Origin of the sequence: Pseudomonas sp. CROZ-RG-20F-R04-15, from assembly GCF_022662375.1 — a bacterium.
In the GTDB taxonomy this organism is placed as follows: domain Bacteria; phylum Pseudomonadota; class Gammaproteobacteria; order Pseudomonadales; family Pseudomonadaceae; genus Aquipseudomonas.
Genome location: NZ_JAKNQL010000012.1, coordinates 12,007 through 27,986, shown reverse-complemented (window position 1 = coordinate 27,986; position 15,980 = coordinate 12,007). Strand labels below are relative to the sequence as shown.

Annotated in this window: 8 protein-coding genes; 7 read left to right on the top strand and 1 reads right to left on the bottom strand. The window is 60.1% G+C overall.

Annotated elements, in window-relative coordinates; genetic code table 11:
• Entirely contained in the window at positions 1-7,815 is a 7,815-nt protein-coding gene (locus L8H52_RS18380) for a DUF6543 domain-containing protein (protein ID WP_242208262.1), read from the bottom strand.
• A 305-nt stretch (positions 7,816-8,120) separates the two neighbouring features.
• Between L8H52_RS18380 and L8H52_RS18375 the strand changes: the two genes are divergently transcribed.
• The 7 genes from L8H52_RS18375 to astE all read left to right on the top strand — a co-directional run bounded on the left by L8H52_RS18375 (position 8,121) and on the right by astE (position 15,964).
• A complete protein-coding gene (locus tag L8H52_RS18375; RefSeq protein WP_242208263.1) occupies positions 8,121-9,341 on the top strand; it encodes an aspartate aminotransferase family protein in 1,221 nt (406 codons plus the stop codon).
• 203 nt (positions 9,342-9,544) lie between these two features.
• Complete coding sequence (aruF, locus tag L8H52_RS18370; protein WP_007919353.1) at positions 9,545-10,564, top strand: arginine/ornithine succinyltransferase subunit alpha; 1,020 nt, start codon at positions 9,545-9,547, stop codon at positions 10,562-10,564.
• Positions 10,565-10,615: 51 nt separating this feature from the next.
• Entirely contained in the window at positions 10,616-11,641 is a 1,026-nt protein-coding gene (gene astA, locus L8H52_RS18365) for an arginine N-succinyltransferase (protein WP_242208264.1), read from the top strand.
• Complete coding sequence (gene astD / locus L8H52_RS18360; RefSeq protein WP_242208275.1) at positions 11,638-13,107, top strand: succinylglutamate-semialdehyde dehydrogenase; 1,470 nt, start codon at positions 11,638-11,640, stop codon at positions 13,105-13,107. Before astA ends, astD begins: the two co-directional genes overlap by 4 nt.
• 139 nt (positions 13,108-13,246) lie before the next feature.
• Positions 13,247-14,593, top strand: coding sequence for an N-succinylarginine dihydrolase (gene astB, locus L8H52_RS18355; RefSeq protein ID WP_016983957.1), 1,347 nt, complete (start codon positions 13,247-13,249; stop codon positions 14,591-14,593).
• Positions 14,594-14,650: 57 nt separating this feature from the next.
• Complete coding sequence (locus L8H52_RS18350) at positions 14,651-14,941, top strand: hypothetical protein (protein WP_007919345.1); 291 nt, start codon at positions 14,651-14,653, stop codon at positions 14,939-14,941.
• Between the two features lie 12 nt (positions 14,942-14,953).
• Positions 14,954-15,964 (top strand): succinylglutamate desuccinylase, encoded by a 1,011-nt coding sequence (gene astE / locus L8H52_RS18345; RefSeq protein WP_242208265.1) that lies wholly within the window; start codon positions 14,954-14,956, stop codon positions 15,962-15,964.
• Positions 15,965-15,980 lie beyond the last annotated feature (16 nt).

Sequence of the window (15,980 nt, the reverse complement as noted above, 5' to 3'; positions counted from 1 at the left end):
TTAGGGTTGTTCTTCGCCATCGGAAAAGTTTGAATCCTCGAAGTCGTCGAGTTCCTGGTGGATTCCGCTCTGGGCTTCTCGCGCCTTGAGCAGTCGTAGTTCATTGGCCTCATTGTAAGTGGCCAGGCTCTGCTGACTGTTCGGGCTTAACGGATTGTCACTGAAGTCATAGGTGACGGCTCTGCCCTCTGCGGAAAAGGGCAGCGGGAAGGGCAGCTCGGTAATGGCATTTGCGGAAAGATCGGCGTACGTCAACTGCGGCAGATCAAACAGGCCGGTGGGCAGTTCAGTCAGTCCGGTGTCGCCAAGATGCAGTGAATGACACGCCTGCAGGTTTCGCAGATCCGGCGCACGCCCCAGCGGGTTGTGCTTTAAATCCAGCACGCGAAGGTTGGTCATGGCAGCCAGCGCATTCGCGCTTTGCTCCGTCAGAACGATACGGCAACGGCGCAATTTCAGGCTGGTCAGGTTGTTCATGCTGAACACCGGCGGGGGGATTTCGTTGAGTTGATAGGCGCCGATGTCCAGTTCGCTCAGGTCTGGAAACAGCTCAAGCAGACGCTCGACCCGTGGGTGCACCTGGGCGGTGCTGGTCAATTTCAGTTGGCTGACCTGTTCGAAGCGACCGCTCAATGCCGGCAGCTCGCCGGTAAACGCTATATCCAGTGTGACGTCAATCGGGGCCAGGCGTGTCGGCGCCAGGCGCAAGCGTTGTTCCAGTTGATTGCTGAAATCCGTGCGCCGGGTATGTTCCTGGCGTAGCGCTTCGCCTTCAAGGTTCGCACCGGTCACCGGGTCACGTGGCACCTCCTTCGTCCACACGTCGAGCGTGTCGAGCAGCGTGGTGAGATCGCTCTGGCGCCGCAGCAATTCAACCCGCCCCTCGACCAGTGTGCCCGGCAGACCATAGATCAGATGACCGGCATCGGTTTCGCTGATGTCGGGATACAGCGCCTGTGTCAGGTCGATGTCCGCCCGGTCAGGCGCAACCCCGAGGGTCTGATAGCTGGACTGGTAGTAGGTTTTGATCCGCTCTCTGGCGGCAGTGGATAGCGGATTGGCCCTCAGGACAACGCCGTTTGCGGCAAACCCGCTCATGTCTTGCGGCAACTCCACAATGGCGTTTTCGTTGAGGAAAGCGCCGCGCAGCTGAGGCAACCGGCCAACGCCGGCCGGCACCTCGGTGATGCCGGTGCGACTGAGTTCCAGTTCCGTCAACGCGAGCAATGAGCTGACGTCCGGCGTTGTGCCCAAAGGGTTGTTGTAAAGATCCAGCTGTTTCAGTTGGCTGATCGCCGTCAGTGTGGCTTGCCCTGCCGCGTCGAATACAATCGCGCAACTGCTCAGCGTCAGTGTTTCGAGGGTCGGCATGAGTGTCAGTGCACGAGGCAGGCGGCCCAGCGCGAAATTGCTCATGTCCAGCGCCTGCAGGCCGCTGAAGCACGAGAGAAAAGCGTCAGGGGCATTCAAGGCCTGACCGCCCCGGATGGACACGCGCACAACGTGACTGAAATCGGCCGTTAGCGCTGGCAGGTTATCGGCAAAAGGTGCGTCGATATCAAACGTGTTCAGCCTCAACTCAGTCTTGTCGACATTCCTGCTGCGCCAGAATATCTCCAGTTGCTGGCTGAACTGTCTCTTCCTTGTCTGTTCTGTCGCTCGCGCAGAGGCGTCCCAGTATTCGCCGGTCGCGGGGTTGCGCATCAGTGCGCGTTCGGACCAGGCACTCAAATCGCTGATCATCTGGTTGATCTCCGTTTCCCAGTGCAGCAATTGTGCTGTGCCCGCCTGCAGTGTGCCCGGCAGGTGATAGATCATGTGGCAGGCATCGTCCCTGTCCAACTGCGGAAACAACCTCTGCGCGCTGTCCAGATCGCTGGCGTCGGGCATGACGTCAAAGCTGCGCCCATTCTCGACATAGTAGGTTTTGATACCGTCGCGGGTTGCCATGGACAGTGGGTTGTCCGTCAGGTTGAGGCCGTCGGCAAGATCCAGGTCGAGGTTGAAAAACGCTTCGGGCAGATCGGTGATGCGGTTGCCGTTGAACAAGGCGTTTTTTAGCTTCGGGTGATTGGCGACGCCATTGGGCACTGCCGTGATACCGGTATTGGTCAGCAAAATGTCATGCAGGGCCGGGAATCTCTCAAGGTCGGGTATCACTGTTAGCGGGTTATCACTCAGATCAAGAAGTTCGAGGTCGCTCAACGTGTCGAGGATGTTCTGATCAGCAGGAGTAAGTGTCACCCCGCAGTCCCTCAGCGTGAGTTCTGCCAGCTCTGGCAGTTGGGTTACGACCTGGGGGATTTCACCCAGCGGGAACGCTTGCAAGTCCAGATCGCGGATGTTGACGAACAACCTGATGAACCCGTCCGGTGCAGCAATGGCGGCGTTGCCTTTGAGCTTCAAATTTGAAACGTGAGTGAAGTCAGCGGTCAGTTGGGGAAAGTCACCGAAGAATCGCAGGTCTGACTCGAAAAGGTCCGCGCGCATGTTTGAATCGCCTGACCTGTGGCGCCAGAACCGTTCCAGGCGTTGCCCGAACTCGGATCGGGTGGCGTACTGGTCGAACAGCTCGATCGCCGAAAGGGGTTGTCCTGTGACAGGGTGAACGCTTGGCACCTGTGGCGCCCACAAAGTCAGGTCCGACCTCAACTGATTGAGTTCAGTCCGCCATGTGACCAGTTTAGTGCGGCTGTCGGCCAGGGTGCCGGGCAAATCGTAGATCCCGTCACTGGCCGCTTGCTCGTCGAGGGACGGGAACAGTTGGCGCATCAGGGCAATATCGGCATCCTCGGCTCGTACGTTGAAGTCTTGGCCCGTGTGTCGGTAGTAGCTCTTGACCTTGTTGCGTGTGGCGGGCGACAGGGGGTTGTCGGAAAAATCGAAGCCGTCACTTCGATGGGCCGGATACGCAAACAATGCATCGGGAATTTCAGTAATGCGGTTATCGCTGAAAATTGCTGTGGTCAGATTCAGATGGCTGGTCGTCCCGTCGGGCACCGCATTGATGCCGCAGTTGGACAGATCGAGGTAGGTCAGATCCGGCAGGAGGTTGAGGTTGGGGAAGGTGCCCAATGGGTTGTTGCTTAAATCCAGCGTACGCAAATGATTGAGTGAAACCAGGGTTGCCTGATTTTCCGGGGTCAATACCACGCCGCAATCGTTGAGCTCCAATGTGCTGAGGTTGGGCATCGTGATCTGTGCAAGCGCGACCGGTTCCAGGTCGAAGGCGTGCAGTTCCAGCGTGGTCAGATTCTGAAAACGCTGGATGAACGGCAGTGTCGCCGTGATGTTTTTATTGCCCACCAGTGTCAGTCGGGTGGCGTGGTCGAAGTTGGCGCTGAGTACCGGCAGATCGCCGATGAACTCCAGCGTTGCTGTCAGCTCGCTGTCTCTGGCGGTCACCGATCTGGAGCGCCAGAACTGTTCCAGTTTTTGCCGGAACGCGTCCCTGGCATTGCGCTGCAGTACCTGTTCTTCCAGCGTCAATGGCCGTTTGAACACGGGGTCGAGCGCAGGAACTTGAGTGACCCATTCACCGAGTTGAGTCTGCAGTGTGGTGAGCTCGGTTTCCCAGCGAGCGAGCTGGGCCCGACCTTCAACCCAGCTCCCGGGGAGTCGATACAGCATCTCACTGGCCTGGTCGGTATTCAGTTCAGGAAACAACGTCGTGGCGCGCGAAACATCCGCAGTCTCCGGGCGTACCCCGAACTGCTTGCCCGTGTGGTTATAGAACGTTTTTACTTTCTCCCGCGTGGCGGCCGACAGCGGGTTGTCAGCAAAACCGTAACCATCGCTGAGCGAGCTGGCCAGGTCGAAAAAGGCATCCGGTATTTCCGTGATCCGGTTGCCATCGAAATTGCTACTGATCAATCGCGGGTGATCAAGCAGATTGGCCGGCACGCTAGCGATACCCGTTTTCGATAGATTGAGGTAACGCAGCGAAGGTAAGGCGCTGATCTCGGGAGGCGTACCCAATGCATTGCCCCGCAGATCCAGCAATGAAAGTTTTGCCAGTGAGGCAAGCACTGCCTGGTTGGCCGCCGAGTGGTTGATGCCACAATTGCGCAAGATCAACTGGCGTAATTGCGGCATGGCCGCGAAAGACTGGGGCAGGCTCGGCAGGCTAAGGTTTTGCGCATCCAGGTACAGCAGCGACGGGAAGCGTTGCATGAACGCATCCACTGCTCTGGTTTCTACGCTGCCATTGATCGACAGCATGGCGACGTGGCTGAAATCCGCCTCCAGTGCAGGCAAGTCGCCCAGTATCGGTTGCGCAATCTGCAACATGTATCCGGCAGGGCCACGGTTTTGTCGGCGCCAGCAACGCAGCAGCGCATCTCTGAACAAGGCGCGATTCTGCAGGGCAGCCCGGCGCTCGATGTAGGTCAGCGGCTGACCATTTTGCGGATGGTTGGCGGGGACGTCGATTTCCCATCGGCGCAGGTCGTCACTGAGTTTGGTGTACTCGATGTGGCGCCGGGCCAGATCAGCGTTGAGTGCCGCCGTGTCATTTTGAAAGGTCGCGACGAAGTTCCGCGCTTCTTCGCTGGAGAGGCCTCGATAGAGTGCCTGCACCCGCTCCTCGGGGCTGATGATTCGGTGGCCCATCGTGGCCAGGTTGTCCTGGTTTACGATGCCGATCGCACTGAGTTCGCCCGCTTCAAAAAAGTCGGGGTTTTCACGCTGCCGTGCCGGTGTCGGTCGTTCATCCGCGAAGCCGGCCAGACGCAACGTGTCCACACCAGACTGGCGAATCGGTGCATCGAACAGCACGGTGCGCAGCTCATTGCGCTCCAGTGTGCGCTCGCGGATCGCCGCTTTCAGTGCGTCAGCCGCGCCGATCTGCAGGTTCAGGCTTTGGCGCTCACCGTCCGGCAATGCATATAACAGGCTGGAGTAGAAGTCAGTGGCCGAATGCAGTTCCTGACCGCGATCGTCGTAGGGTTGATAGCGGCCGTCGTGCTGACGAACCAGCACTTTGTGTGCGGGCGCATCGTCGCGTCCGATGCGGTCGAGCACCGCTCCTTCGTAACGTGCGTCGCGGATCTCGATACGCACATCGCCGCTCCAGCCAGGCAATAGCTTGAGGCTGTGCATCGCCAGGGAATCGGAATCGGGATTGTTGATGGCCTTCAGTTGCAGCCCTTCGTACGCCCGGTTGACGCGCACTTCCTGGCTGGCCAGTTGCATGAGTTCGTGCTGGCGCGCTGGCAGTTGTCCGTCATTGATCTGATGCAGTTCACTGCCGGTGGCGGTGTCGAGCAGTTCGCGGGTGACGCTGGCCGGCAAGCCGGGTTGATGTTGTGCCAGTTGTTGTGCGAGTGGATCGTCGATGCGCTGCAGTGCCTGATAACGCGACTCGAACAGCGTGCTGCGATGGCGTCTGCTGAGGTGGGCCAATTGTTGGCGCAGCGTCTGGCTGCGCAGTTGCACCGAAGGCGTCGGCCCGCCGAACGGCTCTGCGAGCAGGTTTTTGGTTTGCTGCTCGTCCAGGGCGCCCAGCAGTGTCTTCAGCACATCGCCGTCGGGCTCTTGGCGAAGCTCGGTCAGCGGCAGGGTTTCGTCAGTGGAGGACTGCCAGATCAGCTCGCCCTGTTGATCGATGAAACGCAGACGCTGGCTGCGTGGCCAGCGACCATGATCCGTCAGCAGTTGCAGCTGCGTGACGGGATCGGCGCGCAGGTATTCTTGCGCTTCACGGCTATCGAGTTGGTCGCTCAGGCGTTGCAGTTCCTGATCGATCTTGAAGCGCTGGATGCTGTCGGCCAGCAGCGGGGGCAGGGTTTGCTGATCCGCATGCATTTTGCGCAAGGCATCTTCGTTGACGCCACTGACTTGCAGAATCGTCTCGCGCTCGGCGGGGGAAAACGACTCTACGGAAGGCCCGATGCGTTGCAGTGCGGTGGCGCCGTCCCACTCCAGTGGTTGCTCGAATTCGGTGTGCCAGGCGCCGTCACCGTTGTGTCGCACAACGGGTTGATAGGCGTCGGCGCGCGTCGGGTGTTCGATACGGTATTGGCCGGGGATCGGGCTTTCGTTGACGGCGAAGTGTGCATCGTCGAGAGGCAACAGCTGCTTGCCCTGATATTGATGCAGGCCAAGTGCATTGGCTTTTGAGCCGGTTTCAGGAAGGCTCGTGTGTTGGTAACGGGCGAGGTTCGGGTCCCAATAGCGGGTTTGCTCGTTGGCCAGTTGCACGGGTTTGAAACGGTCGATGAACGCGACAATCTCCTTGGGCAATAGCTTGCGAAACTCGGCAGCGCCAATCGCCCCGCCGACGGCGAACGTGCCGAGCTGGACCAGTGATTCGACGGTGCCCATCAGGTGTTCGAACGCTTCGGTTTTGCGCCCCTGCGCCCATTCGATGATGCCTTCGAACGCTTCGTCGAGAAACTGATAGGCCATGTACGCCATCATCGCTTCGCCCAGAACCGGAACGAATGGCGCGACGACCAGTGCGGCAGTTTGCGCAATCGTGCTGATGATGTTGACCACCGAATCCCAGAAGGCCCAGCGCGCTTTCTGGTCCACCGACGCGGTGGGAACGGCAATGACCTGGGCGTCATTGATGATCTTGTTCAGTCGGGTCTGGTAGAGGTGCTGCCACAGATCGTCAGCGAACGGCTCGAGCCCCGACTGCAGATCGGGGCGCTCGACCGGCGCTTCACGCCATGCGGGCAGCGCGTTGCCCGGCTCGTGGGGGTGCCACTTGATCCGCGTGAGTCGACTGTTCAGCGTGCTGAAGAAAGCCCCGCGTTGATCGTGATTGACGAATCGACTGAAGAATTGCTGGTAATCCTTCGAACGCAGTTGCCGTGTCAGCTCAACCACCATGTCGGCCGATGAGGCATATTCCTTGAAAGGGTGCTCGGGATCATCCGGAACGTAGGCCACCACGCGGGCGGCGCTGCGAGACACATACAGATCCGGGGCAAACACGATAATACCGGTGAGCGACGCGCCGAGCATGGTCATGTCGTGGTTGCGTATCGGCGCGCCCTGGACATAGAGGCCGCCCATCCCGTCGAGCATCGCTTCAACCAGACGAAAGTAGTTTTCCGATATGTCCCGGTTCATTCGCGCCCATTGTAGAGCGGCTTTCATGGCGGCTTTGGCACTGGCGTCTATTTTTTTTCGCAGTGCTGACTTCACTGTCGAGTCGGTAAAACCCAGCGTGTCTTCGAGTTTTTTCTTGTACTGCGCGCCGATATCCAGCCGTCGGCACAACTGGGCAAAAGCCGGAATGCTCAGTTTGGCTTTGATCGAGGGCAGCGTTTCGAACTGGCCTGTGGAGGACGGGCGGGCGGTGTAGGTCGATGTGGTTTCGAAGGCTGCCGCGTAGGTTTCCTTTTCCTCGAAGTTATGCAGCGCGGCATCCAGCAGCGAAACGGACCAGACGCGCGCGCCTGTGCTTATCGCAAACCCCGGCGTGGTGACGGGAATGTACAGGCGGACAAAAGTGTTTCTGACATCCAGATCCAGATCGAAACATTGTTTCAGTTCCGCCTGGAGCAGCGGCTCGGCGAAGGCGCTGGCGTCTTGCAGGTCTTCAAGGCCTTTATCGACCTCGCTTTGTGCGGCCATGTGGGCGGCATTGAGGTTTTTCATCTCTGCGTGTTGCGTGGCGGGCGCAGATTGCACGGGGGCCGAGAGCTGCGGCGAAATACGCTTGAGCGCCTCGCGGCGGGCGACTGAAGCATTGCCCAGCCAATCGGGGATTGCGTTCTTCAGTGGCAGGTAATGATCGTCAGGGTGTTGGGCACCGTTGGTGTCGGGCGGTGCTGCCGGTTGTTGTCCTTCGGGCAAGTTCATTGGCCATTCCTTGGGCGTTGAAAGGAATGCCCAGCAAATCAGCAAAGGGCGATCGAGGTGCGGTACATATATATACCTGTGCAGCGAGCTTCAGTTGATATCCTCTGGTGCCTGCCGCAAATCGGCGGCGGCAGTTAAACTGCGCCTTTGCGACGCTATTTGTCGCATTGCCGTAAACCCGTGAAAATCCGGGGTTTGCGCTATAAGAAGTTGTCGCTTGGCGACAAGGCCGGGCAGAAAACTGTCCTTACAATCCCCCCATCGCTCGCCAGTTTCAGGCGGGTGGCCCTCATCAGGAGACTCCGATGTCCGTTGAGCACGCTGCGGTACAACGCGCCGATTTCGACCAGGTAATGGTTCCCAACTACGCGCCTGCCGCTTTTATACCGGTGCGTGGCGCCGGTTCCCGTGTCTGGGATCAGGCCGGCCGCGAGCTGATCGACTTCGCCGGCGGGATTGCCGTTAACGTATTGGGCCACGCGCACCCGGCGCTGGTCGGTGCACTGACCGAGCAAGCGAACAAGCTGTGGCACGTGTCCAACGTGTTCACCAACGAACCGGCTCTGCGCCTGGCGCACAAGCTGATCGACGCCACGTTCGCCGAGCGCGTGTTCTTCTGCAACTCCGGCGCTGAAGCCAACGAGGCCGCGTTCAAGCTGGCCCGTCGCGTTGCGTTCGACCGTTTCGGCAACGAGAAGTACGAAATCATTGCCGCGCTGAACAGCTTCCACGGCCGAACCCTGTTCACCGTCAACGTCGGTGGCCAGTCGAAGTACTCCGACGGTTTCGGCCCGAAAATCACCGGCATCACCCACGTGCCTTACAACGACCTGGCCGCGCTGAAAGCCGCTGTTTCCGACAAGACCTGCGCGGTCGTGCTGGAACCGATCCAGGGCGAGGGCGGCGTACTGCCGGCCGAGCTGGCTTACCTGCAAGGTGCCCGCGAACTGTGCGACGCGAACAACGCGCTGCTGGTGTTCGACGAAGTGCAGACCGGCATGGGCCGCAGCGGCAAGCTGTTCGCCTACCAGCATTACGGCGTGACCCCGGACATCCTCACCAGCGCCAAGAGCCTGGGCGGCGGTTTCCCGATCGCGGCGATGCTGACCACCGAAGCGCTGGCCAAACATCTGGTCGTCGGCACTCACGGCACCACGTACGGCGGTAACCCGCTGGCGTGTGCGGTCGCGGAAGCGGTGATCGATGTGATCAACACCCCGGAAGTGTTGAACGGCGTGAACGCCAAGCACGACAAGTTCAAGGCGCGCCTCGAGCAGATCGGCGAGAAATACGGCCTGTTCACTCAGGTGCGTGGCCTCGGTCTGCTGATCGGTTGCGTACTGAACGATGCCTGGAAAGGCAAGGCCAAGGACATCTTCAACGCCGCGGAAAAAGAAGGCCTGATGATTCTGCAAGCCGGCCCGGACGTGATCCGCTTCGCCCCGAGCCTGGTGGTGGAAGACGCCGATATCGATGCCGGTCTGGATCGTTTCGAGCGCGCTGCCGCAGCACTGACGCAAGCCTGATAGACCCTTCGGCGCCTGGAGTTTTTCAGGCGTCGAACCCAATTTTTGATGCCGGTGAGATTCATTGTGGGAGCGAGCTTGCTCGCGAAGAGGGAGTTTCAGTCGCCATCTATGGTGACTGATACACCGCTTTCGCGAGCAAGCTCGCTCCCACAGTGTCCGGTGTTTTTTTCTGTGAATTGATAAGAGAAAGGAGTGACACCATGCTGGTGATGCGCCCCGCGCAAATGGCTGATCTGGGCGAGGTACAGCGTCTGGCTGCGGACAGCCCGATTGGTGTCACCTCCTTGCCGGATGACGTGGAACGTCTGAGCGACAAGATCGCGGCGAGCGAAGCTTCGTTTGCCGCCGAAGTGAGCTTCAACGGTGAAGAAAGCTATTTCTTCGTCCTCGAAGATTCCACCACCGGCAAACTGGTCGGCTGCTCGGCGATTGTCGCCTCGGCCGGTTACTCGGAGCCGTTCTACAGCTTCCGCAATGAGACCTTCGTGCACGCTTCGCGCGAGCTGAAGATTCACAACAAGATCCACGTGCTTTCGCAGTGCCACGACCTGACCGGCAACAGCTTGCTGACCAGTTTCTATGTGCAACGCGAGCTGGTCGGTTCGCCGTGGTCCGAACTCAACTCCCGTGGCCGTTTGTTGTTCGTTGCCAGCCACCCGGAGCGCTTCGCTGATTCGGTGGTCACCGAGATCGTCGGTTACAGCGACGAGAACGGCGACTCGCCATTCTGGGACGCGATCGGGCGCAACTTCTTCGACCTCAACTACGCCGAAGCCGAACGCCTGTGCGGGCTGAAAAGCCGCACGTTCCTTGCCGAGTTGATGCCGCATTACCCGATCTACGTGCCGCTGCTGCCGGATTCCGCCCAAGAGGCGATGGGCCAGGTGCACCCGCGTGCGCAGATCACCTTCGACATCCTGATGCGCGAAGGCTTCGAGACCGATCATTACATCGACATTTTCGACGGCGGCCCGACCCTGCATGCGCGCGTTTCGGGGATCCGTTCGATCGCCCAGAGCCGCGTGGTGCCGGTGAAGATCGGCGAGCCGGTGAAAGGTGCCGGGCGCCAGTATCTGGTTGCCAATGCGCAGTTGCAGGATTACCGCGCGGTACTGCTGGAGCTGGATTACGCGCCGGGCAAACCGGTGACTCTGGATCTGGAAGCAGCCGAAGCCCTGGGCGTCGGTGAAGGTGCCAGCGTGCGCCTGGTGGCGGTTTAACGCCTTAGCGAGTTTCACGGGTGGCGAAGGCGGCCCGTTTGAGGAGATAGCATGATTGTTCGTCCCGTACGCAGCAGCGATTTAGCCGCTCTGATCGACCTGGCCCGCAGCACCGGCACCGGCCTGACCACGTTGCCGGCCAACGAAGAACGTCTGGCCCACCGGGTCGGCTGGGCCGAGAAGACCTTTCGCGGTGAAGCCGGCCGTGGCGATGCGGACTACCTGTTCGTGCTCGAAGATGACGACGGTCGCGTGGTGGGGATTTCCGCCATTGCTGGCGCCGTCGGCATGCGTGAGCCTTGGTACAACTTCCGTGTCGGCCTGACTGTCAGCGCTTCGCAAGAGCTGAACATCTATCGCGAGATTCCGACGCTGTTTCTGGCCAACGACCTGACCGGTAATTCCGAGTTGTGCTCGCTGTTCCTGCACGCCGATTACCGCAGCGGACTGAACGGTCGCATGCTGTCAAAGGCGCGGATGCTGTTCATTGCTGAATTCCCTGAACTGTTCGGCAACAAGATCATTGCCGAGATGCGCGGTGTCTCCGATGACGCCGGACGTTCGCCGTTCTGGGAAAGCCTCGGTCGGCACTTCTTCAAAATGGAATTCAGTCAGGCCGATTACCTCACCGGTGTCGGCAACAAGGCGTTCATCGCTGAACTGATGCCGAAATTCCCGCTGTACACCTGCTTCCTCTCCGAAGGCGCGCGCCAGGTCATCGGCCAGGTTCACCCGGACACCGAGCCGGCTCTGGCGATGCTCAAGGGCGAAGGTTTCAGCTATCAGGGTTACGTCGACATCTTCGACGCCGGCCCTGCGATCGAATGCGAAACCGGCAAGATCCGCGCGGTGCGTGACAGCGAAGCGCTGGTGCTGGCCATCGGCACACCGGGCGATGACGCCACGCCGTTCATCATCCATAACCGCAAGCGCGAAGACTGCCGCATCACCGCTGCACCGGCGCGTCTCGCTGCCGGCACGCTGGTGGTTGATCCGCAGACCGCCAAACGTCTTCAACTCAACGCTGGCGACCAAGTGCGCGCCGTAGCGTTGTCCGCTGCACGGGAGTCGAAATAATGAATTCGCTATACATCGCAGGTGAGTGGCTGGCCGGTCAGGGCGAGGCGTTTCAATCGCTGAACCCGGTGACCCAGCAAGTGCTGTGGTCGGGGGAGGGCGCCACGGCTGCTCAGGTCGAGTCGGCTGTGCAGGCTGCGCGTCAGGCGTTTCCAGGTTGGGCGCGTCGTACGCTGGACGAGCGCATCACGGTGCTTGAAGCGTTCGCCACCGCGCTGAAAAGCCACGCTGACGAACTGGCTCGCACCATCGGTGAAGAGACCGGCAAGCCGCTGTGGGAATCGGCGACCGAAGTGACCAGCATGGTCAACAAGATCGCGATCTCGGTGCAGAGCTACCGCGAGCGTACCGGCGAGAAGAGCGGCCCGCTGGGCGACGCCACCGCCGTATTGCGCCACAAGCCACACGGCGTGGTTGCGGTGTTCGGCCCTTACAACTTCCCCGGCCACTTGCCGAACGGCCATATCGTGCCGGCGTTGCTGGCCGGTAACAGTGTGCTGTTCAAGCCAAGCGAACTGACCCCGAAAGTCGCCGAGCTGACGGTCAAGTGCTGGATCGAAGCCGGTCTGCCGGCAGGCGTTTTGAACCTGCTGCAAGGCGCTCGCGAAACCGGCATCGCACTGGCAGCGAACCCGGGCATCGATGGTCTGTTCTTCACCGGTTCGAGCCGCACCGGCAATCACCTGCACCAGCAGTTCGCCGGTCGTCCGGACAAGATTCTCGCGCTGGAAATGGGCGGCAACAATCCGCTGGTGGTTGATCAGGTGGCGGATCTGGATGCAGCGGTTTACACGATTATTCAGTCGGCGTTCATCTCGGCCGGTCAGCGCTGCACTTGTGCACGCCGTCTGCTGGTGCCGCAAGGCGCATGGGGCGACAGCCTGTTGAAGCGTCTGGTTGAAGTCAGCGCGACTATTGAGGTCGGCGCGTTCGATCAGCAACCGGCGCCGTTCATGGGCTCGGTGATTTCCCTCGGCGCGGCGAAAGCGCTGATGGACGCTCAAGCACATCTATTGGCTAACGGCGCGGTTTCGCTACTGGCGATGACTCAGCCGCAGGCGCAAGCGGCGTTGCTGACGCCGGGCATCGTTGATGTCACTGCGGTCGCTGAGCGTCCGGACGAAGAACTGTTCGGCCCGTTGCTGCAAGTGATCCGCTACGTTGATTTTGAAGCAGCGATCGTTGAAGCCAACAACACCGCTTACGGGCTTGCTGCTGGTTTGCTGTCGGATTCCGAAGCGCGTTATCAGCAGTTCTGGCTGGAAAGCCGTGCCGGCATCGTCAACTGGAACAAACAGCTGACCGGTGCTGCGAGCAGCGCGCCGTTTGGTGGTGTGGGTGCCTCGGGCAACCATCGCGCCAGTGCCTATTACGCAGCGGATTACTGCGCGTACCCGGTGGCGTCGCTGGAAACACCGAGCCTGGTGTTGCCAGCCTCTCTGACACCCGGCGTGAAAATGGCGTGATGCCCATTCGCGAGCAGGCTCGCTCCCACAAGTACGATGAAGATCCCTGTGGGAGCGAGCCTGCTCGCGAAGGCCGCGCCCCGGTCGCAAAGAATAGTTACTGAAGCCTATAACAACAGATTCTCGTGGAGCCTCGCTGATGAAATCCTATGAAGTCAATTTTGACGGTCTAGTGGGGCCGACCCATAACTACGGTGGTCTGTCCTACGGCAACGTTGCCTCCCAGAGCAACAGCCAGCAATCCTCGAACCCGAAGGAAGCGGCGCTGCAAGGTCTGGCGAAAATGAAAGCGCTGATGGAAATGGGCTTTCAGCAAGGTGTGCTGGCGCCGCAGGAACGTCCGGACGTGGCCGCTCTGCGCCGTCTGGGTTTCAGTGGCACCGACGCTCAGGTGATCGAGCGCGCCGCCAAAGAAGCCATGCCGCTGCTGGTCGCCAGTTGCTCGGCGTCGAGCATGTGGGTGGCCAACGCCGCCACGGTCAGCCCGAGTGCCGACACCGCTGACGGTCGCGTGCATTTCACCGCTGCCAACCTCAACTGCAAATATCACCGCAGCATCGAGCACCCGACCACCAGTCGCGTGCTCGGCGCGATGTTCGCTAATCAGCAACACTTCGCCCATCACGCCGCGTTGCCGGCCGTGGCGCAATTCGGCGACGAAGGCGCGGCCAACCACACGCGGTTCTGTCGTGAATATGGCGAGGCGGGCGTCGAGTTCTTTGTGTTCGGTCGCAGTGCTTTCGACAATCGTTTCCCGGCGCCGCAGAAATACCCGGCGCGCCAGACCCTCGAAGCCTCGCAAGCCGTTGCACGTCTGCACGGTCTGCGTGATGAAGGCGTGGTTTACGCTCAGCAGAACCCGAACGTGATCGACCAGGGCGTGTTCCACAACGACGTGATCGCTGTAGGTAACGGCGAGGTGCTGTTCTATCACGAGGATGCATTCCTCGACACCGAGTCGATGCTGGCCGAACTGCAAAGCAAACTGGCCAAGGTGGGCGGCAACTTCCAGTCGGTGTGTGTGCCGCGTTCGGCGGTGACCGTTGATGACGCGGTGCGCTCCTACCTGTTCAACAGCCAGTTGCTGTCGCGTCCTGACGGTTCGATGCTGTTGATCGTGCCGCAAGAGTGCCAGGCCAACGAACGCGTCTGGGCTTACCTGCAAAGCCTGACCAGCTCCGGCGGTCTGATCCGCGAGGTGAAAGTCTTCGACCTCAAGCAAAGCATGCAGAACGGCGGTGGCCCAGCGTGTCTGCGTCTTCGTGTCGCGCTTAACGAAACCGAACTGGCGGCCGTCAACCCAGGGGTTATCATGACGCCACCGTTGTACGGTTCGTTGACCGCATGGGTTGAAAAGCACTACCGCGACCGCCTGAGCGAAACCGATCTGGCGGATCCGCAATTGCTGCTTGAATGCCGGACGGCACTGGATGAACTGACGCAAATCCTTAAACTGGGCGCGGTTTATCCATTCCAGATCAATTGATGGCCGGCGCGTCGCCTGATCGCGGCGCGCGGCTTGTCTCCCCAAGAGAGTAAAAACATGAGCGATTCCCTGCAGCTGATCCTTGAAGACACCGACGGCACGCAACTGGAGACTTCCTGCACCCGCGTCGCGGTCATGTGGCAAGGCAAAGAGCTGTGGATCCAGCAGGACGGCCGTGGCCAGTTGCTGATCGGCGTGGACGTTGAAGAAGGTGACGCCGAGTACGCCAACCTGCTGCTGCGCCCATTGGCGACTAATCTGGTAAGTCTGCAACTGGAAATGGAACCGGCTGACGTCGGTGACGACGAAGACCACGTGCACGGCCCGGATTGCAACCACGACCACTAAGGAAATCGCTCTATGCTCGCCCTCGGCAAACTGCTTGAACTGACCCTCGCCGGCCGCGAACCGGCGGAGAAGACTCAACTGACTGTCGAAGGCGTGCGTATGCGCTGGTTGAGCGAAGGTGCGCTGGAAGTCCGGCCACCGGAAGCACGCGACAATGGCCTGGACCTGCTGCTATCGGCGGGCATCCACGGCAACGAAACAGCGCCGATCGAGTTGCTTGATCGGCTGCTGCACGACATCGCACGCGGCGATCTGAAGCCGCGCGCACGCATTCTGTTCCTGTTCGGCAACCCCGAGGCAATTCGCAAAGGCGAGCGTTTCGTCGAGCAGGACGTCAATCGGCTGTTCAACGGACGTCATGAACAAAGCAGTGGCTCGGAAGCGCTGCGTGCCTGTGAGCTGGAGCGTCTGGCGGCAAGTTTCTTCAGCCTGCCGGATCGCCAGCGACTGCACTATGACCTGCACACCGCCATTCGCGGTTCGAAGATCGAACAGTTCGCGCTGTATCCGTGGAAGGAAGGTCGTCAGCATTCGCGCCTTGAGCTGGCGCGCCTGCGCGCTGCCGGGATGGAAGCGGTGCTGCTGCAGAACAAGCCGTCGATCGTCTTCAGCTCGTATACTTACGACAAGCTCGGTGCCGAGGCTTTCACGTTGGAATTGGGCAAGGCGCGGCCGTTCGGGCAGAACGACGGGGTTAACGTCTCGCTGCTGGAAACCCGTCTGCAGCAGATCATTGAAGGCACTGAACCAGAAATGGCTGAAGCGAAGCTGGATGGTTTGCAGTTGTTCAGTGTTGCGCGGGAAATCATCAAGCACAGCGACGCGTTCCGCCTGAACCTGCCGCAGGACATCGAAAACTTTTCCGAGCTGGAAGTGGGTTACGTGCTGGCCGAAGATCTGGCCAATACCCGCTGGATTATCGAGGAAGAGGGCGCACGGATCATCTTCCCTAATCCCAAAGTCAAGAACGGCCTGCGCGCAGGCATCCTGATCGTCCCGACCAGCGACGAAAACCTTGCCTGATGTGATGATCGTTCCC